General features: G+C 68.4%; 16 protein-coding genes and 3 pseudogenes. 7 read left to right on the top strand and 12 right to left on the bottom strand.

Features of this window, described 5'->3' with window-relative positions:
• Positions 1 to 8: 8 nt before the first annotated feature.
• The 5 genes from ACWEPG_RS00690 to ACWEPG_RS00710 all read right to left on the bottom strand — a co-directional run bounded on the left by ACWEPG_RS00690 (position 9) and on the right by ACWEPG_RS00710 (position 4,218).
• Entirely contained in the window at positions 9 to 548 is a 540-nt protein-coding gene (locus tag ACWEPG_RS00690; RefSeq protein ID WP_450111921.1) for a hypothetical protein, read from the bottom strand.
• Positions 549 to 553: 5 nt separating this feature from the next.
• Positions 554 to 1,081 carry an alternate-type signal peptide domain-containing protein gene (locus tag ACWEPG_RS00695; protein WP_450111920.1) on the bottom strand — a complete coding sequence of 176 codons (528 nt, stop codon included), beginning with the start codon at positions 1,079 to 1,081 and terminating at the stop codon, positions 554 to 556.
• Positions 1,082 to 1,141: 60 nt separating this feature from the next.
• Positions 1,142 to 2,899, bottom strand: coding sequence for a hypothetical protein (locus tag ACWEPG_RS00700; protein WP_450111919.1), 1,758 nt, complete (start codon positions 2,897 to 2,899; stop codon positions 1,142 to 1,144).
• A gap of 7 nt (positions 2,900 to 2,906) precedes the next feature.
• Positions 2,907 to 3,518 carry a SipW-dependent-type signal peptide-containing protein gene (locus ACWEPG_RS00705; RefSeq protein ID WP_452593620.1) on the bottom strand — a complete coding sequence of 204 codons (612 nt, stop codon included), beginning with the start codon at positions 3,516 to 3,518 and terminating at the stop codon, positions 2,907 to 2,909.
• A 172-nt stretch (positions 3,519 to 3,690) separates the two neighbouring features.
• On the bottom strand, positions 3,691 to 4,218 hold the full coding sequence (locus ACWEPG_RS00710) for an alternate-type signal peptide domain-containing protein (protein WP_450111917.1): 528 nt from the start codon (positions 4,216 to 4,218) through the stop codon (positions 3,691 to 3,693).
• Positions 4,219 to 4,782: 564 nt separating this feature from the next.
• Between ACWEPG_RS00710 and ACWEPG_RS00715 the strand changes: the two genes are divergently transcribed.
• From ACWEPG_RS00715 to ACWEPG_RS00745, 7 genes and pseudogenes are all read left to right on the top strand, one after another.
• Positions 4,783 to 5,472 carry a response regulator transcription factor gene (locus tag ACWEPG_RS00715; protein WP_450112051.1) on the top strand — a complete coding sequence of 230 codons (690 nt, stop codon included), beginning with the start codon at positions 4,783 to 4,785 and terminating at the stop codon, positions 5,470 to 5,472.
• Positions 5,469 to 6,650, top strand: a complete 1,182-nt coding sequence (locus tag ACWEPG_RS00720; protein ID WP_452593621.1) for a sensor histidine kinase — start codon at positions 5,469 to 5,471, stop codon at positions 6,648 to 6,650. The genes ACWEPG_RS00715 and ACWEPG_RS00720 overlap by 4 nt, the downstream gene beginning before the upstream one ends.
• The gene (locus ACWEPG_RS00725) at positions 6,647 to 7,726 is read left to right on the top strand and encodes a hypothetical protein (RefSeq protein ID WP_452593622.1); all 1,080 of its coding nucleotides are present in this window, start codon (positions 6,647 to 6,649) and stop codon (positions 7,724 to 7,726) included. The genes ACWEPG_RS00720 and ACWEPG_RS00725 overlap by 4 nt, the downstream gene beginning before the upstream one ends.
• 189 nt (positions 7,727 to 7,915) lie before the next feature.
• Positions 7,916 to 8,137: pseudogene (locus ACWEPG_RS00730) on the top strand (LuxR C-terminal-related transcriptional regulator); the annotation flags it as partial.
• 25 nt (positions 8,138 to 8,162) lie between these two features.
• On the top strand, positions 8,163 to 9,371 hold the full coding sequence (locus ACWEPG_RS00735) for a sensor histidine kinase (protein WP_450111914.1): 1,209 nt from the start codon (positions 8,163 to 8,165) through the stop codon (positions 9,369 to 9,371).
• An 80-nt stretch (positions 9,372 to 9,451) separates the two neighbouring features.
• Positions 9,452 to 10,492 carry a hypothetical protein gene (locus ACWEPG_RS00740; protein ID WP_450111913.1) on the top strand — a complete coding sequence of 347 codons (1,041 nt, stop codon included), beginning with the start codon at positions 9,452 to 9,454 and terminating at the stop codon, positions 10,490 to 10,492.
• A gap of 65 nt (positions 10,493 to 10,557) precedes the next feature.
• Positions 10,558 to 10,917: pseudogene (locus ACWEPG_RS00745) on the top strand (response regulator transcription factor); the annotation flags it as partial.
• A 100-nt stretch (positions 10,918 to 11,017) separates the two neighbouring features.
• Here the strand turns inward: ACWEPG_RS00745 and ACWEPG_RS00750 are convergent.
• The 7 genes and pseudogenes from ACWEPG_RS00750 to ACWEPG_RS00780 all read right to left on the bottom strand — a co-directional run.
• Complete coding sequence (locus tag ACWEPG_RS00750; RefSeq protein WP_450111912.1) at positions 11,018 to 11,995, bottom strand: ABC transporter ATP-binding protein; 978 nt, start codon at positions 11,993 to 11,995, stop codon at positions 11,018 to 11,020.
• 60 nt (positions 11,996 to 12,055) lie between these two features.
• Positions 12,056 to 13,030, bottom strand: a complete 975-nt coding sequence (locus ACWEPG_RS00755) for an ABC transporter ATP-binding protein (RefSeq protein WP_452593623.1) — start codon at positions 13,028 to 13,030, stop codon at positions 12,056 to 12,058.
• A 32-nt stretch (positions 13,031 to 13,062) separates the two neighbouring features.
• Positions 13,063 to 14,631, bottom strand: coding sequence for an ABC transporter substrate-binding protein (locus ACWEPG_RS00760; protein ID WP_450112050.1), 1,569 nt, complete (start codon positions 14,629 to 14,631; stop codon positions 13,063 to 13,065).
• A 40-nt stretch (positions 14,632 to 14,671) separates the two neighbouring features.
• Complete coding sequence (locus tag ACWEPG_RS00765; RefSeq protein ID WP_450111910.1) at positions 14,672 to 15,574, bottom strand: ABC transporter permease; 903 nt, start codon at positions 15,572 to 15,574, stop codon at positions 14,672 to 14,674.
• On the bottom strand, positions 15,571 to 16,524 hold the full coding sequence (locus ACWEPG_RS00770) for an ABC transporter permease (RefSeq protein WP_450111909.1): 954 nt from the start codon (positions 16,522 to 16,524) through the stop codon (positions 15,571 to 15,573). The genes ACWEPG_RS00765 and ACWEPG_RS00770 overlap by 4 nt, the downstream gene beginning before the upstream one ends.
• Before the next feature lie 189 nt (positions 16,525 to 16,713).
• A complete protein-coding gene (locus ACWEPG_RS00775; protein ID WP_450112049.1) occupies positions 16,714 to 17,718 on the bottom strand; it encodes an NAD(P)-dependent oxidoreductase in 1,005 nt (334 codons plus the stop codon).
• Positions 17,692 to 18,105 (bottom strand): annotated as a pseudogene (locus tag ACWEPG_RS00780) (carboxymuconolactone decarboxylase family protein); the annotation flags it as partial. The gene ACWEPG_RS00775 and the pseudogene ACWEPG_RS00780, both read right to left, overlap by 27 nt.
• Positions 18,106 to 18,110 lie beyond the last annotated feature (5 nt).

Raw genomic sequence — 18,110 nt, forward strand, 5'->3', positions numbered from 1 at the left:
CGCGTCTCTCACCGCGACTGCGCCGAGAATGTGAACGTGGCGGTGGTGCTCGCGCCCTGCGGGGCGTTGGCGCCGACGGTGCCGCGCAGGCACAGCACCTCGGTGGCCCCGGGCTGCACGGTCCGCTCTGCGAACGACGCGCCGATCAGCGGGCCGGTGTACAGCGCGGTCGCACCCGTCGGGTTGCCGGTCGCCGGGCAGGCCGCTTCACCGGCGACCGCCGACACCGTCAGGTCCAGCGGCACCGCGCTGTCGGACTGGATGCCGTTCTGCAGCCGGTACTTCATCAGCACGTTGCCGGAGTTGTAGACGGTCACCGGCGCCTGCGCGTAGCCGCCGGGCAGCATGCTCGATCCGGCGAGTGCGGTGAACGGGAACGAACCGATCCCGCTCCCGCCGACCGACAGGTCGAGGACACCGGAGTGGATGGTGCCACCGTTCACGGTCTGGCTCTGCGTCCACAACGCTCCGGTCTGCTGCACCGACAGCAACGCCACACCGGCAACGGCTGCGCCACCGACGGCGAGCCAGCGAGTCTTGTTCGACATGGCGACTACACCTGCTTCAGGGTGATGTTGAAGTTGGACAGATCCAGCCGGGCGGTCTGCGCCACGTACCCGGCGGTCGCCGGGTCGAACGTGAACACCACCTTGACGTTGACGGTCTTGCCGTTCTGCGCGGGGGTGATCACCGCGCCGCCGGAGTTCGACGGCAGCGACACCCCGTTGGCGGAGGCGGTGACCGCTGTCGCCATCGCGGACTTGAGGGCAGGGTCACCGGTGATGGTGCCACTGTCGGCGCCGAGGTTCGCAATCAGGTTGGTGCCCTTGGCCGTCACCGTGAAGGCAGCGGTGTAGGTGACCGTGTCCCCCGGCACCGCCCGGTATGTGGTGATGTCGATGGCGCCGTTCTGGTCGGTCCAGGCCGGGGTCCCGCTCTGGGTCAGTGCCAGACTGCCGGCACCGACAGAGCCGCCGACGCCGCCACCACCCGCGTTGTACGCGGCCATGGTGCCGGCGCCGCCCGCGAGCAGAACCGTCGCGGCGGCCGCCGCGACAGCACCCTTCGTCTTCGCGTTCATCTGCTGGTCAGCTTTCGTAGGACCCCTTGCAGGGCAGAGGAATACGACATGGCGGGACCTCTACTTCGCGACCAGGACCGCGACCTCCGCCGGCACTTCGCCGGAGGTCGGGTCGACGCTGGTCTCGGTACCCGAAGCGGCGTCCACGACCGACAGCGTGTCGCCGTCGATGATCCACAGCCGATCCGAAGACGCCTCCCACTGCACCATCGCCTTCTTTCCGACGGTGGTGGTGAACACCCGCGAACCCGCCTTGTCGGTGATCGTCGCGGTCGTTCCGCTCACGGTTGCGGTGTAGGCGCCAGACGTCGAGGTGTTCGCGATTGCCAGGTCGCCGGCCGACGGCGCGGTCGCTGCCTCCTCGACAGACTCTTCCCCAGTCGTCGTGCTCGGCGCAGAGGTGGTCGTCGTCGTCGTCGACTCAGTCGTCGTGGTCGGCGCCGGGGTGGCGGTTGTGGTCGACTCGGTCGTCGTGGTGGAGGCCTGCGCGGTCGGTGTTGCCGTCGTGGTCAACGGCGCAGCCGAGACGGTCGTTGTGGACGCAGCCACGTCGGTCGTCGTGGGCGCGGCACTCGTCTCGCTCGGAGCGACCGCCTCGGGGGACGGGCTCGCGCCCAACGCCATGCGCATCGACTGCGTCTCGGTTCCCTGGCCGGACACCGAGTTCTCGCCCGCAGGGTTCGGCTGCCCCGAAGCCCCGCCCGAGCAGTAGGTGTCGAGCACGGCTCCGGACCAGAGCCCCTGGCCGTTCCACCCCGTCGACACGTTCGGTCCGTTGACGGTGTGGACCTCGACGATGTAGCCCCTCGCCGTGGTCCCCGCTCTGTACCCCGACACCGTGGTGCTGGTCTGGTTGTACGTGTCGATGACTTCGGAAGCGTTGTTGTCGCGCCGAACGATCACCCGGTAGTTCCATGCCCCGCCGAGAGGGGGTGTGCCCGTGGGCGCCGTCCACGACACCGTGGCCTTTCGCAAGCCGACGGTGCCCGAGGTCGAGCAGGTCACGTTCGAAACCAGCGGCGTCGGATAGAAGTTCGCTGCCGCCGAGAACGAACTCGTTGCCATCGCTGAGTCCGTGAACGCGGCGGTGGTCCCGACCGCGGTGAAGCCGAGCGCCGTGACCCCGACCGCGCCGAGCGCAATGAGGGAGCGGGCGGGCATCAGCCTGCGGATCTGCAACGTCTGCCGAGGCTGCGTCACGAACTGCGTTGGATGGGCGTCGAAACCGCTGTGCGCGTGTGTGACCTGATTCTCGATCGACTCGTGAGCTACGGGAGTGCCGCCTTCACCCGAGTCCGACTCGTTGTCCTTGCTCTTCGAGGCCGGCCCGAAGGCGAGCACCATGAGGCCGCCGACGAAGGCGCCACCGAGGAAGATCGCGGCGGGCGACGACAGCCATGACACGGCGTAACCGAGTCCGGGCACGCTGAAGAACACGCGGTCGGCCTCGGTCACCGGGTACGGCGAGATGTCGGCGTCCCTGTTCGCGTCGCCCTTGAGGATCAGCACCGCACCGGTGCTGTCGCCGGAGACGATGTCGTGGATGCGGTGGGTGATGCGGGTGCCCTGCGCGTTCTCGACGCTGACCACGTCACCGACGGCGAGGTCCGCGGCCGGCGTGGTTCTCGCCAGGGCGAGGGCACCGGTCGGGATGTCCGGGGACATCGATCCGGAGCGGAAGACCAGTGGCTTGATGCCGAAGAAGAAGGAGGCGGCAGCGGCCAGAACGCAGATCAGGCCGGCGATCGCGCCCACGTTGAGAGCGATCTCGCGACCGCGCGAGCGGCCCGATGCGAGCGGAGCGTCGTGAATTGCCATGGCGCGCTCAGGCGTTCGTCGCGTTGAAGTTGAAGGAGGTGTTCACGGTCTGGTTCTGCACCGTCGTCGGCGCGGCCGAGTCGAGGGTCACCTGGAAGCACAGGGTCTCGCTGCCGCCGTTGGCCAGCGGCCGCGCCGTCGGGATCAGGTTGGCCACACCACCGGAGACCAGGGGAACGTTGTTCGCGATCACGGCCCCACCGCTGCAGGCCGTGCCGTTGGACGTACCGGTCGACACGATCACTTTCAGGTACGGCGCGGCCACCGACGTGGTCGAGTTCGCCGACATCGTGTAGTTGAACGGTGTCGTGCCGGTGTTCTGGACCGGCAGGGCCGCGGCCACCGACGACCCCGGCATCATGCCCGACTTGCTCAAGGTCGTGAACGCGTACGCCGTGGAATTTCCCTGATTCCCGTTGAGCTGCAGGTCGATCGAGCCGATGGAGAACACGCCGGAGGTGGCGGAGGCCGAGTCGCTCCACGCGGCGAGGGTGCCGATCGCACCGAGGCCGAGCACGATCCCGAGCGAGGCGATGGCCCGCGGCCTTCCTCCGGACAGGAATGTGCGCGTCCGGGCGCCGAACCCTGACGAAGAATTGGGAACCTCATGACGGGACATGCGGTGACCTTTCGTGCGTGGTCGTGCAGCTGCGCGTGGAGCGCCGGGGTGTGAGCCGTTGGGCTCCAAGGATGTTCGTGGGGCGCCGGCCGTACGAACCGGATCGGGGGCTCGGTTCGGCCGGCCGGCGCGTCCAGGAAGCTCGCCGCGAGGGCGGCGAGCAGTCGGGTGGCTAGTTCTGCGTCAGGTTGACGTTGAAGTTCGACAGGTTGACGGCCTTGCCCTGCGCAGTGGTCCCTGCGGTGGCCGCGTCGAAGGTGAACTTCACCTGGACGGCGACGGTCTTGCCGTCCTGCGCCTCGGTGATCTGCGCGCCGGTGCCGTCGCTCGGCAGTTCGACACCATCGACGGTCGCGGTGACGGTGGGGCTGAGCGCCGCCTTGAGGTCCGCGTCGCCGGTGATGGTGCTGGCGTCCGCCTTGAGCGTCGCCTGCAGGTTCTTGCCCTTGGCTCCGACCAAGAAGTTGGCGTTGTAGGTGACGACGTCACCCGGAACGGCCTTGAAGGTCGCGATGTCGATCGCGCCGGAGGCATCGGTCCACCCGGCCGGCGTTCCCTGGGAAAGCGACAAGGTACCGGAGTTCACCGCGCCGCCGCCCACGGTCTGCGAGGAGTTCCACGCTGCCATGGTCCCGGCGCCGCCGGCGAGGAGGAGCGCCGCCGCGCCTGCTGCGATGGCGCCCTTGGTCTGCTTGTTCATGTGTGCTCAGCTTTCGTCGGACCCCCGTCGGGGGCCTGGAAGTCGATGTTCGGATCAGTTACGTGCGCCCAGGTGTTCGTGGGCTCGGCTTCGTGCGTATCCGTGCTCGTGCGTGGGGTCGCGACGGTGGTGGCTGGCGCCCAGGAACGGCCGTCTGGCCGACGCCGGGTTCGCGATGCGAAGTGTTTACCACGCCAGCGAATCACGCCGTGGGGATTTCAGGTCATCCGTCCGAATGAATTTGGGCAGTCGTCCAAGTTGTTCCTTCATCCATCCGGCCGGAACGCCCTCGCGCATTGCAGACCTGCAGGTTTGTGTTACTCGACGACCCATTTCTGTCTTCCATTCGATGGATACCGGCATCGGATCGAGGCACGTATGGTTCCCTGCCCACCGATCGCCGCAACGCATGTACGGCATGGTCGAGCTATCGCGCCGCAATCGCGACGTCAACGCCCCATTCCTGTCGGTGAGGACTGCTACCGTTCTCGCCGACACTGTTGTTCAGGGAAGGCCACCGCGCTGGTGCACGGCCACCACACAGCGAGGAGCACATTGACCGAGATCCCTTCGGACACCGCCGAGCCGGTCACCGCCGAGGTCCGACTGCGCCGCATCGGCGTCGTCGAGGACCACGAGTCCGTCGTGATGGGGCTCGAGGCGATGCTGTCCGACCAACCGAACCTGACCATCGCGGCCGCCGCACCGACTGTTCCCGAACTCCTCGCTGCCGGTGAGCAATTGGACCTCGTGATCCTCGATCTGCGGCTCGCGGACGGATCCTCGCCGAAGTCGAACGTCGAGCAGTTGCGCTCCGCGGGGTTGGAGGCCCTCGTCTTCACGAGTGCCGAGGACCCGTACCTGGTGCGCCTGGCCGCCAAGGCCGGCGTGCTCGGGGTGCTGCGCAAGTCGGAGCCGACCGCAACCGTCATCGCCGCGATCACCGCGGCGGCGAACGGCGAGCAGGTGGTGACCACCGAGTGGGCCGCCGCGATCGACGGCGACCCCGGATTGCAGGATGTCGGACTGAGCCCGCGTCAGCGAGACGTCCTGGCGCTGTACGCGTCCGGCGAGAAGGCCAACCGCGTCGCCAGCCTGACCGGGCTCGCCCCGCACACCGTCAACGACTACCTCGGCCGGATCCGCGCCAAGTACGCAGAGGCCGGGCGTCCCGCCCGCACCAAGACCGACCTGTACAAGCGTGCTGTGGAGGACGGCTGGTTGCCGATCCCCAAACGCGACGACAACGGATGACCACAGTGGCCGCCGGACCCGGCGCCACCGACCGGATCCTGCGCACGTTCGCGTTGTTCACCAGCGCGGGGTACCTCTTCTACCTGCTGCTCCTGTTGCCGTCGATCATCGGACAGGCCGACCGCCTCGAATCCTGGTGGACACCGATGGCGGCGGTCGCGGTGTTCGGGTCCGGTTTCGCCTTCGGCCTCTCGTATCTGGCGTCCGACACCCGCACACTGCGGATCGCAGGCGGGGTCGCCGCCACCGTCTTCCTGGTGGCCGTCGCGACCGGACTGTGGACATGGAACGGTCCCTCCATGACCGACGGGCAGGGTGTGTGGCTGTCCGCGTTTCCCGGCGTCGCGAGCCTGGCGGCGGTGGTGGCGTGGCCACCGGCGTTCGCGTTCGGGCACATGGTCGTCGCGTGCATCGGCGTCCAGGTCTTCAATTCGATCGCCCGCGACCCACACATGACGAGTCCACTGCTCCCCGACATCGCGTTCTCGATCATGTTCTGCACCTTGTTCGTCGGTGCCGCAGTGATGGCGCTGCGGACCGGCCGCATCCTCGACTCGACCCTGGCCGACACACACGCCGCGGCGGCGGCCGCCGCCGCCAGCCACGCGCGCACGGTCGAACGCGCGCGCTTCGACGCGATGATCCACGACGGCGTGATGTCGACACTCCTCGTGGCGTCGCGGCAGGGCACCACCGCGAGCCTGAGCAAGCAGTCCGATCTCACGCTGCGCCGGTTCGACGCGCTGCGGGCCGGTCCCGGACCCGACGACCGCTTCGACGTCACCGAGGTCATCACCCACCTGCGCACCGCGGCAGGCGATGTGGACGACGGCGTCGAACTCGACGTCCGGCGTATCCCCGGATCCGGCGCGCTGACGATGCCGGCGGAGGCTGCCCGCGCCGTCGCCGCCGCGCTCGCCGAGGCCCTGCGCAACAGCATCCGGCACGCCGGTCCCGACGCGGACCGGTCGGTGATCGTGACCGTCTCTCCCGAACGCCTCGCGGTCGAGGTGGCCGATACCGGACCCGGATTCGACCCGAAAGCCGTTCCCGCGCATCGCCTCGGGCTCGCGGTCAGCATCATCGGCCGGATGCGCAGGCTGCCCGGCGGGGCCGCCCGGGTCGTGTCCCGGCCCGGCGCGGGCACCCACGTCCACCTGGTGTGGAGCGCATCGTGACCAGTTCGGATCGCCGGGACACCCGCGACGTCCGGTCCCTGATCGGGATGACGAGTCCGGCCGCGAACGCCATCGTCGCGTTCTACGTGGCCACCGCCGTCCTGATGGCCGTGGTCTCACTCGACGGGGTCAGCGCGTTCTGGCCGATCGCCGTCGCAGTCGCCGTGGTCGGCCTCGGCGCGGTGGCCCTGATCCGTGTTCCGGGCGATCCGATGCCGCTCGGTCCGACTCTTGCCCTGATGGCGAGCGGGCCGGTCGCCATCGCTCTCGTCCTCGGCGTGTTGCCGATTCCGGTCACGAGTCCGCTGCAGACGTGGCCGCTGGGTGCGGTCACCGCGATCTATGCCTTCATGAGTGTCCGGGGCCGGACGTGGTTCGCCTGGCTGGGAATGTTGTCGACGATCGCCACCTGTGTGGTCTGGGCGGCACTGACCGGGCAGGGTTTCGCGCACGGTCTGGCGATGTCGGTCATCAATCTGGCGCCGCTGCTGATGTCCACCTTCTTCGCGTACACCATCCGTCCCTCGGCCCGGGACATCTTCGAACTGCGCATGCAGACCACCCGCCGGGCCGCCGCCGAAGCCGCCGACTCCGCGGTGCTCGATGAACGCGACCGCCAGTTGCGCCGACTCGACGAGCAGGCCCGCCCGCTGCTCGCCCGAATCGCCGCGGGCGAACCCTTGGACGAGGACGCGCGTACGGCGTGCCGTCTGCTCGAAGCGCACCTGCGTGACAGCGTGCGCGCCCCCGCGCTGTCCGACCCCGCCGTGATCGTCGCCGCCCGGGAAGCGCGGGCTCGGGGAGTCGAGGTGACGTTGCTCGACGACCGGGCGTTGGACGGCGCCCCGGTGGATGCCCGGCGACGCTTCTTCGACCACGTCTCCGCGGAACTCACCGACGCCGTCGACGGCAGTGTGACGATCCGGATCCTGCCGCCCGGCCGCGCCGCGGCGGCGACCCTGCTGTGCAGCACACCAGACGGTGTGCGGCGCACCGAGTTCGGTCGCGACGGCCGGCCGCTCACCCGGTTCGACGAGGCCCGGGGCGATTCCACCGACCCCACCGCACCTTGCTAACGATGCCCCCATTTTCACGGGCAGGAAAGTGTCGGCTGGTGAAATCAGCGCGTCCACACCTAGGTTCGAGGCACCGAGGGCCGCAACGAGGGGTCGAGCCCTCCACCGACGATTCTCCCGGGGGACCACATGACCGCTGCACTGAACCATCACGGGACGACGGCGAACGCGCCGAGGGCGCTGCGTCGACCGCAACTGTCGGCGCGCGAGGTCGAGGTACTGCTGCGGTGGCTGCGCTGCGACTCCAAGAACACCGTCGCCGCCGATCTCTACCTGTCCATCGGCACCGTCAACACCCACCTCGCGCGTGTCCGCGCCAAGTACCGGCAGGTCGGCCGGGGCGCGCCGACAAAGGCGGCACTGGTCGCGCGGGCAGTGCAGGACGGGTTGATCTCCCTCGACGAACTGTGACCGCCGCACCGTGCGGTCGCCCGCGATGAGCACCGCGAGCGAACAGGACATCGACACCCCGACCGGCATCGGTGCCGCCGAGGAGGGGATCATCCGCACCTTTGCCCGGTTCATCGGCGCTGCGGCACTGCTTTTCGGCATCCTCCTCACGCCGAGCGCGATCGCCCTTTCCCGGATCGTCCCCGACTGGTGGACGCCCTTCGCCGCGGTGATCGTGTTGCTGCCGATGCTGTCCCTGTGGCCGGCGAGCCATGCCGCCGACCCGCGCTGGATTCGCCGCTGCGGAACCGCGGCCGCCGGCGGATACCTCACGGCACTGGTGTCGTGGCTGCTCGTCGTGGACGGACACATCCCGGCGAATCGCGACGTCTGGCTGACCACCTTCCCGGGGCTGGTCACGATGGCCGCGGCCCTGACCTGGCGGCCGGCGACGAGCCTGGTCTACCTGGCCGTCAGCGCGGGCACCGCGGAAGTCGTCCGTTACGTCACCCGGGAGGGGCAGGAGAACGTCGTGCTCGCCGTGGAGATCGCCTCCGTGGTCGTGTTCTGCAGCCTGTTCGTCGTCGCCACCATCGCCGCGGTCCAGACCGGGCGAACCCTGGACCGGACCATCGCCGCCACCGTGAGTCACTCCGCGAGCGCCGCCGCGGGCGCCGCACGCGATGTCGAGCGAACCCGCTTCCACGCCCTCATCCACGACCGGGTGATGTCGACGCTGCTCGGGCTGTCCCGGCAGGGCAACATCCCCGAACTGCGCGAACAGGCCGCGGTCGCAATCGCCGAACTCGACGAGCTGAGGGACAGCACGGTGGCCGAGGAGGGCTTCGACCTGGACACCGCGATCGGCTTGATCCGGGCCGCGCTCGTCGAGGTGGACGGTGACGTCCCGGTGGAGGTCGACGTGCGGCACCCCGCCCTCGTCGTGCCCCGCCCCGCCGCGCGGGCGATCGCGGCCGCCGCCGCCGAGGCACTGCGCAACAGTGTGCGGCACGCGGACACCGCCACGCGGATCGCCGACCGGCTCGTCGTGATCGACGCGGACTCCGCAGGCCTGCGCGTCGTGGTCGCCGACAACGGCTGCGGTTTCGACCCCGCCCGGGTGCCCGGGTTCCAGCTGGGGATCACGATGAGCATCCGCGAACGGATGTCGACCGCCGACGGCGCTGCCGTGACAATCCGCTCGGCGCCCGAGCTCGGCACCCAGGTGACGCTGACGTGGACGGCGGCGACGTGAGCACGAATCGGAGACACCCGGGCGGGAAGGATGTCAGCGGAAGAGACATCGCCGCGAGGGACATCCGCACCCTGCTGTGGATGGATCGGCCGATCGCGAAGGTGGTCGCCATCGTGTTCTGCCTGAGTTCTGCTCTCCGCGCCACCGCTTATCTCGCCGACGCCCACCACGTCTGGCCGATCCTGGCGGCACTGCTGCTGACGACCGCGGGCGCGCTGGCGATCGTCGGTGTCCCCGGCGACCCCCCGCCGTGGCCGGTCGCCACCGCGTTGGCTGCACTCGGCCCGGTCACCTGCCTGCTGGTGCTGCCGCAGATCCCCGCGCAGGGCTGGATCATGAGCGACATCTGGCACATGCGGACGGTCACGGTCATCCTCTGCTTCCTCTCGATCCGCGGCCGCACAGCGCACGCCTGCATCGGGGCCGTGCTGACCATGGCCGCCTTCACGCTGTGGAGCGAGCTGACCGGCCAGGGGTGGTCCCCCGCCGTGCCACTGTCCGCGGTCATCATGGCCCCGGTTCTGATCTCGGTACTGGTGGCCGTCACCGTCCGCCCGATGGCCTTCATGGTGTTCACCCTGCGCGAGCGGGAGACCGAGCGGGCAGCGGACGAGGCCATGACCGAGGCCGTCACCGCCGAACGGGACAGGCAGTTGGCCGCCCTCGACGTGTCGGCCCGTCCACTGTTGGAGGCGGCCGCGGCCGGGGCCGCGTTCACCGAGCGGACCCGCTCCGAGTGCGCGGTACTCAAGGAACGCCTGCGCGACACGCTGCGCGCGCCGGTCTTCGCCGATGACGAGGCCCTGTGCCGAGCGACCTCGTCGGCCCGGCACCGAGGAACCCAGGTGCTCCTGCTCGACGACGGCGGGCTCACCGACGATGCGCTCGTCGCACGCGTCCGGGCGGCGCTGATCGACGAACTCGACGCCACCGTGGGAGGCACCCTCACCGCCCGCGCGCTACCGGCCGGGCGGGCCACCGTGGCCACCATCCTCGTAGAGGAGGACACCCGGGTGCGGCGGATCGAATTCGACGCCGAGGGCCACACCCGGGTGGAGGTGCGCACCGGCGGCGAACCAGACCCCGACCACCAGGTCCTGCAGGCGATCGTCGACGGGTGAACGAGAGGGGTTCATGCCCCTGGAAATCGCGTCTCGGCAGACTCGCGGCAAACACTTAGGATCCTCACAGACAAGCGACTCCTCTCTTGGGAGGAGCCATCACGACGCACCCTCCGAGGACATCGATGACCGCGCTGCTCAACCACGACGCCGACCGGGCCCACCCGGCCCAGCGGCGCGCCGTGTCCCGACCGCTGCGCAAACCAGTGCTCTCACCGCGCGAGGTCGAGGTTCTGCTCACCTGGCTGCGCTGCGATTCGAAGAGCACCGTCGCCGCAGACCTGTTCCTGTCGCTCGGCACCGTCAACACCCACCTGTCCCGGATCCGCGCCAAGTACGCCGAGGTGGATCGCCCCGCGCCCACCAAGGCATCCCTCGTCGCCCGCGCCATCCAGGACGGACTGATCTCCCTCGACGAACTCTGATCGCCGTACGGGAACGGCCCCGGCACGCGCCCGAATCGCCGTCGACCGATCTCGGCAACCCGCCGGCATCCAACGGCCCCGGCCGGACGACCGGTCCGGGCTACGCGGCCTGATGGCAGGCGACGTACTGTCCCGGCTTCACCTCGCGAATCTCGGGTTCCTCCGTCGCACACCGTTCCACCGCCACCGGGCAGCGGGTCCGGAAGCGGCAGCCGGTGGGCGGTGCGAGCGGAGACGGCACGTCGCCTTCGAGTGCCGGGCCTGCGAACCCCTTCTCCGGGTCGGTCAGCGGAACCGAGTCGAGCAGGGCCCTGGTGTACGGGTGTGCCGGGTCGTCGTACACCGCGACCGAGTCGCCGAACTCGCAGACCTTGCCGAGGTACATCACCATCACGTTGTCGCTGACGGTGCGCACGACGCCGAGATCGTGTGCGATGAAGACCACGGTGAGGGAGAACTCCGCCTTCAGATCCTCGATCAGGTTGAGGATCTGGGCCTGAACGGACACATCCAGCGCCGAGACCGGTTCGTCGCAGATCAGGAGTCGTGGGCGTAGCGCGAGCGCACGCGCGATGGCGACGCGTTGAGCCTGGCCACCCGACAACTGCCTGGGCAACATGTCCGCGTACCGGTCGCCGCGCAGCCCGACCTGATCGAGCACGGACCTCGACGTCGCGGCCCTCTCCTCGGCCGGTGCACCGGCCACCGCGAGCCCCTCGACCACGATGTCCTTCACCGCCCGGCGAGGATTCAGTGACGCCACCGGGTCCTGGAAAATCATCTGCATGTCCCGGCGGAGCTCACGCATCCGCTTCTCGTCGGCACCGTCGATCCAGTCCTCCCCGAACCGGATCCGGCCTGCGGTCAGCCGGTCGAGCCGCAGTACCGCGCGACCGGTCGTCGACTTCCCGCAGCCGGACTCGCCAACGATTCCGAGGGTCTCGCCGGGGAGTACGTCGAAGCTGATCTTCGAGACCGCCTGCACGGTCCCCGCCGCCGTCGGGTACTCCACGACGAGGTCCTGGACACTCAACAGGGCCTGCTCACCGCGCAGGTGGGCGGTACCGATTCCGGCCATGAGGGCCTACCTTTCCGAATGGGCCGATGCAGCGACACACGAGCGCAGCGACAAGGGTTGTCAGAGGGGAACGGGGTGGGCACACGCCGCGTGATGGTCCGCTCCGACCGTCTGCAGGCGCAGTCCCCCGTCGTGACACTCGGCGTCGGCGTGCTCGCACCGGGGAGCGAATCGGCACCCCTCCGGCGGCCGCGTGGGATCCGGCAGGGAACCCTCGATCAACCGCAGCGGCGCGTGGCGCGGGTGATCCACGGTCGGCGTCGCGCCGAGCAGAGCATGGGTGTAGCGATGCCGTGGCGCATCGAACACTGCACGCGTCGACCCGGTTTCGGCGAGCCGGCCGGCATACATCACCGACACCCGATCGGTCCGCCCCGCGACCACCGCGAGATCGTGACTGATGAGCATCAGGGCCATCCCCCGATCGCGCTGGACACGACGCAACAGATCCAGGATCTGCCGTTGGATCGTCACGTCCAGCGCGGTCGTCGGTTCGTCGGCGATCAACAGGTCCGGCTCACACGCGAGCGCGATCGCGATCATCACGCGCTGACGCATTCCACCGGACATCTCGTGCGGATAGTTGCCGAGCCGCTTCTCCGGGTCGGGCACCCCGACCTCTTTCAACAGGTTCAGTGCCCGATCACGCGCCTCCGAACGACTGACGCCGAGGTGACGGCGCATCCCCTCGGTGAGCTGCCGCTCCACCTTGACCACCGGGTTCAGGGAGCGCCCGGGATCCTGGAACACCATCGCGATCTGTTTTCCCCAGATCTCGAGAGTGTCCTTCTTACTCAACGCGAGCAGGTCTCGGCCCCGGAAGGTCACCTCGCCGGACCGCCCCGATCGAGCCGGCATCAGCCCCATGATCGTCCGGGCCATCACCGACTTGCCCGATCCGGACTCCCCCACGATGCCCAGCGCCTGTCCGGCACCCAGGTCGAAGGAGACATCGTCCACGGCGCGGACGATGCCGCGTGGCGTACCGATGTGCGCACGCAGGTTCCGCACTTGGAGGAGCGGCTGAGTCGTCATGTGGGCTGGCCCCTTTCGTCAGTCGTCGCGAACTACTTGCTCACCCAGATGTCTTCCGGAAGCGGTGACCCGAGGGTGTAGATCTGCACGCCGTGCACGTTCTTGCCGTACGCGACAGCCGGGACCGCCCGCGTGTACCAGATACCGGGGTTCAGTTCGACGAGTCGCTTCTGCACCGTCTCGTAGGCGGCCTTGCGCTCGCTGTCGGACTCGGCGAGCCGCCCGGCGTCGAGTGCCTTGCTGAGCTCTTCGTCCTTGACGCCCGCGAAGTTGCCGTTCGAGTCCTGATGGAACGCCGTCCACAGCCCGAAGTCGGGATCCTGAACGATCGCGGAGGACACGACCATGTCGAAGTCGCGGGCACCGTTGCGGGCGGTGATGGTGCCGAAGTCGGCGACCTCGACCTTCATCTCCACGTTGCCGAAGGCACTGAGCTGTGCCTGCAGCGCCTCTCCGAGGGTCTTGCTCTCGGTGGTGGGGTAGGAGAGGAACGTGAACTTGACCGGCTTGCCCGCGGCGGCCAGCTCGTCGAACAGCTTCTGTGCCTCTTCCTTGTTCGTGGTCGGGAGCGCGATGTCGCTGTAGTACGGCGACTGTTCCGGGAACAGGGTCCTGGGTACGTCGTTCTCGCCGTTGTAGACGACGGTGTTGAGCGCGTCCAGGTCAATGGCCTGTACCACCGCACGGCGAGCACGTTCGTCGTCGAAGGGGGCGCGGCGCAGGTTCATGGCGGCGAACAGGCCGCCGCCGGTCGGGGCCACCTCGTGGGAGTAGCCCGCGGCCTCCATCCGGTTCAGGCTCGACCAGTTGGTCTCCGACAGCAGGTCGACACTCGAGGTCGAGACGGCGTTGATTCGCTGGTTGGTGTCCGGGACCGTGCGGATGGTCAGGCGGTCCACATACGGCTTCGGCGCGTCCCAGTAGCCGGGGTTGCGGGCGAGCTCGATTGCATCCTGACGGGTCCACTTCACCAGCGTGAAGGGACCTGCGCCGACCGGGTTCTCGTCGAACGCGGGCTGTCCCTTCTGCAGGGCGGCCGGCGAGGCGATCCAGTTCAGGGCGCCTGCGATCAGCGACTGCGCGAAGTGCGGGCTGGCCGCGACCATGGTGACCTTGAGGGTGGTCGGATCCACGACGTCGGACGAGGTGATCTGCGATGCCTGCCGGACCGTGGTCGAACCGAGAGCGGGATCCCGCAGGCGGTCCCAGTTGAACTTGACCGCGGCGGCATCGAGTGGGGTGCCGTCGGTGAAGGTCAGGCCCGGCCGCAGGGTCAGGGTGAACGATCGCCCGCCGTCGGTGGTGGTGAACCCGGTGGCCATCTTGTACTCGATCTCCAACGTCTCCACGTTGTTGACCATCAGCGTTCCGTACAGGGCATTGCCGAGCGTCGGTTGGTGCGCCCAGGTGTTCGACAGGGAGGCCGGGTCCAGCGAGCGCGGCTCGCCGGTCTGCATCGCCCGAATCTCGCCTCCCGCAACGGGGTCTCCTGCGGGCGTTGCGGAATCGCCACCGCTCCCGGAGCCTCCGCACGCGCTCAGTACGAGCGCTGCCGAACAGGCCGCGGCGAGCGCTGCGAAGAGCCGTCTGTGTCTGATCATCATCGACCTCTCGTGGTGCATGGTGAAATACGAACGGATTTCAGTCGTGCAGGGTGCGATCGAACTTGGTGCGCAGGTGGTCGCCGACATGATTGAGGGCGAAAACGGTGAAGAAGATGACGAGCGCCGGGACGAACACCAGGTGCGGCGACGTCGCGATCGCGTCCTTGCCGTCGCTGATCATTCCGCCCCAACTCGGCTGCGGCGGTGGGATTCCCAGGCCGAGGAAGCTGAGGGATCCTTCGGCCACGATGAGCGCGGCCATGATGATCGGCAGGTACGCCGCCAGTGGTGCGATGACGTTCGGCAGGATCTCCCGGAACAGGATCCGGCCGTTGCCGGCACCCATGTTCCGTGCAGCCCTGACGAATTCCCGCGAACTCCAGGCCATCGTGTTGACCCTCGCCAGACGGATGAACGACGGGATCACCAGGAGCGTGAGGCCGAGCAGTAGCGTCTGCACGCTGGGAGTGAGAATGGACGACAGGGCCAGCAGCAGGATCAGCGGAGGGAAGGCCAGCATGGCGTCCGCGATCAGCGTCACCACCCCGTCGAGGTGTCTGCCGAAATATCCTGCGAGCAAACCGAAGAAAGAACCGATCACGAAGCCGAGAAGCCCCGCCACCGTGCCGACCACCAGTGAGACCCGGGCACCGTAGATGATGCGGGAGAGCATCGACCGTCCGAGGGTGTCCGTGCCGAGGAGCAGATCCGGCGAACCGAACTGCGGGCTCAGACGCGGCGCCCCGACGGGCGTCGCATAAGAGGCGAGCGGGAGCACGTCGGCGAACACGGCCGCCAGGATCAGGACCGCCAGCCAGGTGACCGACAGGTACACCAGGACCGGACGGCGCTTGCGGACCGGCGGAACCAGCGGGGCCCGCTCCGGCTCGTGACCATCGCCCTCGTCGAGGGCCGGGTTGTCCACCGCCACTTCACTCATGCTGCGGCCACCTTCCTGACTCGGGGGTCGATCAGTCCGTAGCTGAGGTCGACGACGGTGTTGACGACCACGTACACGACGGCGATGAAGACCACGACTCCCTGGACCATGATCACGTCCCGGGACGTGATCGAGGATGCAATGAGCTGACCCAAACCTGGTAGCCCGAACAGCGTTTCGACGATCACCGTGCCGCCGATGAGGCGTCCGAGGTTGATCCCGGCCACGGTGATCAGAGAGAACGACGACGGCCGCAGCGCATGCCGGAACATGACATACCAGGAGGGCATGCCCTTCGCACGGGCAGCGGCGATGTAGTCCTCGCGGAGAGTTCCGATGAGGTCGGTGCGAAGCAGCCTGTGGAACGCCGCGATCTCCGTCAGCGCGATCGCGACGGCCGGCAGCAGGGCGCTGCGCAGGTTCTCTCCCAAACCCTCACTGATCCGCGACCATCCCATCACCGGAAACAACTGGAGCTTGATCGCGAAGAAGTAGATCAGCACCGGACCTGCGATGAAGGCGGGCACCGACAGGAAGACCGCGGAGAGCGCGTTGATCCCGCGGTCGAGTCCACTGCCCGGACGGGACGCGGAGATCACACCCATGACCAGCGCCGTCAACAGCGCTATCACCAACCCCATAACCGCCAATTGCATTGTCACAGGTAGACGTTCGGCAATAGCTTCGCTGACCGACTGCCCGGTCAGGGGCGAGGTACCCAGGTCTCCCTGCACGGCATTGCCGAGCCAGTGGACGTACTGCATCCAGACCGGATCGTCGAAACCGAGCTTCGCGTCCATTGCGGCCACCGCGTCCGGTGTGGCGTTCTCGCCGAGGATCACCTGGGACACGGATCCCGGGGCCAGACTCAGCAACGCAACCACCGCTGCGGTCACCAGCAGTACCACGAGCAGGCTGCGGCCCATTCGTTTCGAAACAGTGAGAACCATTCAACGCCGCCTTCTCTTCAGAGCACGAAAGGACACCGGCACGGGCAGTCCCGGGAGATTCGGGCACGGTCGGTCGCCTCGACACCCGTGACGGCTGTCGAGGCGACCGGCCACAATGCCCTTGTTGCCGGAAACGAAGAAACGTCAGATGCAGTTCTGCCCAGGGAATTTGCCGTACCGGCGGATTCCCTAGCCGGCGGGCTGTGTGAGGTCGTCGGCGAGCGAGACGCCGGTGAGCCGCTCGAGGTGGAGCACCACCTCGGTCTGGTCGGCACCCGGGTCGAGGTCGTCGACCGCGTCGTTCCACACCTGCCCCAGGGTTTCGGCAAGCGCGGAGGAGACGGCCTCACCCCGGGCCAGGTCGAGTGCGATCCCAATGTCCTTGCGCATCAGACTCGCAGCGAAGCCGGAATCGAAAGACCTTGACAACACGAACTTCTCGTACTTCGTCTCGGTCGCCTGGTTTCGTCCGCTGCCGGCATTGAACACGGCCAGCAACGTGGCGGGGTCGATCCCGAACTTCTTTCCGACCAGCATCATCTCGGCCGCTGCGACGAATCCGTTTGCGGCAAGCAAGTTGTTCAGTGCCTTGGCGGCATGTCCTGCGCCGACCGAACCGATGTGCAGTATCTCACGCCCGGCGGAACCGAGCAATGGGCGAACAGCGTCCAGGACATCCGTGTCTCCCCCGACCATGATCGCGAGATCTCCTGCCCGGGCCCGTGCCACACCACCGCTGACCGGTGCGTCCAGCACATCCACCCCGCGAGCCGCTGCGGCCTTCGCCAGGTCCCGGGTGCGTGCAGGCACGCTCGACCCCATGTCGACGATCACCGCACCCGGCCTCAGGTGCGCGAGCAACCCGCCCTCGGCCAGCACCACGTCGTCGACGATGTCACTGTTGGGCAGCACCAGGACCACCACGTCACAGTCCGCGAACGCCGCCAGGTCGTTGGCGCCGTCGGCATCCGCATGCTCGGAGATGAAGCGCCCCTGGCTCGGCGGATCGGCGTCGCGCACCAGCAGCGGCTGGCCTGCCGCGAGAAAGTTGGTGGCAATCGGAGTGCCCATGGCTCCGAGCCCGACGAACCCGACCCGCTTGCCGGGCAGCGGCGTCGTCGCCCGTGCCTCCTGCCCCGGCTCGGATCCCTCCCCCGAACCGGTGGGTTCCCGAGGTCCGAGTGCGGCGGTCAACGCCTCCTGCGCGACCCTCATCGCCGCAACCCCGGCCGGCACCCCCGCGTACGCGGTGGCGTGAACGATCACCTCCACTATCTCGTCGCGGGTCAGTCCGTTGCCGAGTGCAGCCCGCACGTGCGTGGCCAGTTCACGATGTTGGTTCAGCGCGACGAGCATTCCGAGAGTGGTCAGGCTGCGACTGCGCCGGTCGAGACCCGGCCGGGTCCACACCGACCCCCATGCGACCTCGCTGACGAACTGCTGGAGCGGCTCGCCGTCGGTCCCCGCATTCTGGGTCAGGGCAGCATCGACGTAGCTGTCACCGAGAACCTCGCGCCGGACGGCGAGGCCCGCGTCGAAGAGGGCGCGGTGGGCAGCGTCGATCGAAGTCGGTTCCGTCATGTTGT

The sequence above is a fragment of the Rhodococcus sp. NPDC004095 genome, from assembly GCF_053604015.1.

Excerpts from the sequence above, each read along its gene's own strand:
- ACWEPG_RS00765 (WP_450111910.1), bottom strand. The coding sequence starts at position 15,574 with ATGAGTGAAGTGGCGGTGGACAACCCGGCCCTCGACGAGGGCGATGGT.
- ACWEPG_RS00705 (WP_452593620.1), bottom strand. The coding sequence starts at position 3,518 with ATGTCCCGTCATGAGGTTCCCAATTCTTCGTCAGGGTTCGGCGCCCGG.
- ACWEPG_RS00740 (WP_450111913.1), top strand. The coding sequence starts at position 9,452 with ATGGATCGGCCGATCGCGAAGGTGGTCGCCATCGTGTTCTGCCTGAGT.
- ACWEPG_RS00755 (WP_452593623.1), bottom strand. The coding sequence starts at position 13,030 with ATGACGACTCAGCCGCTCCTCCAAGTGCGGAACCTGCGTGCGCACATC.
- ACWEPG_RS00760 (WP_450112050.1), bottom strand. The coding sequence starts at position 14,631 with ATGATCAGACACAGACGGCTCTTCGCAGCGCTCGCCGCGGCCTGTTCG.
- ACWEPG_RS00770 (WP_450111909.1), bottom strand. The coding sequence starts at position 16,524 with ATGGTTCTCACTGTTTCGAAACGAATGGGCCGCAGCCTGCTCGTGGTA.
- ACWEPG_RS00735 (WP_450111914.1), top strand. The coding sequence starts at position 8,163 with ATGAGCACCGCGAGCGAACAGGACATCGACACCCCGACCGGCATCGGT.
- ACWEPG_RS00750 (WP_450111912.1), bottom strand. The coding sequence starts at position 11,995 with ATGGCCGGAATCGGTACCGCCCACCTGCGCGGTGAGCAGGCCCTGTTG.
- ACWEPG_RS00710 (WP_450111917.1), bottom strand. The coding sequence starts at position 4,218 with ATGAACAAGCAGACCAAGGGCGCCATCGCAGCAGGCGCGGCGGCGCTC.
- ACWEPG_RS00690 (WP_450111921.1), bottom strand. The coding sequence starts at position 548 with ATGTCGAACAAGACTCGCTGGCTCGCCGTCGGTGGCGCAGCCGTTGCC.
- ACWEPG_RS00720 (WP_452593621.1), top strand. The coding sequence starts at position 5,469 with ATGACCACAGTGGCCGCCGGACCCGGCGCCACCGACCGGATCCTGCGC.
- ACWEPG_RS00700 (WP_450111919.1), bottom strand. The coding sequence starts at position 2,899 with ATGGCAATTCACGACGCTCCGCTCGCATCGGGCCGCTCGCGCGGTCGC.
- ACWEPG_RS00695 (WP_450111920.1), bottom strand. The coding sequence starts at position 1,081 with ATGAACGCGAAGACGAAGGGTGCTGTCGCGGCGGCCGCCGCGACGGTT.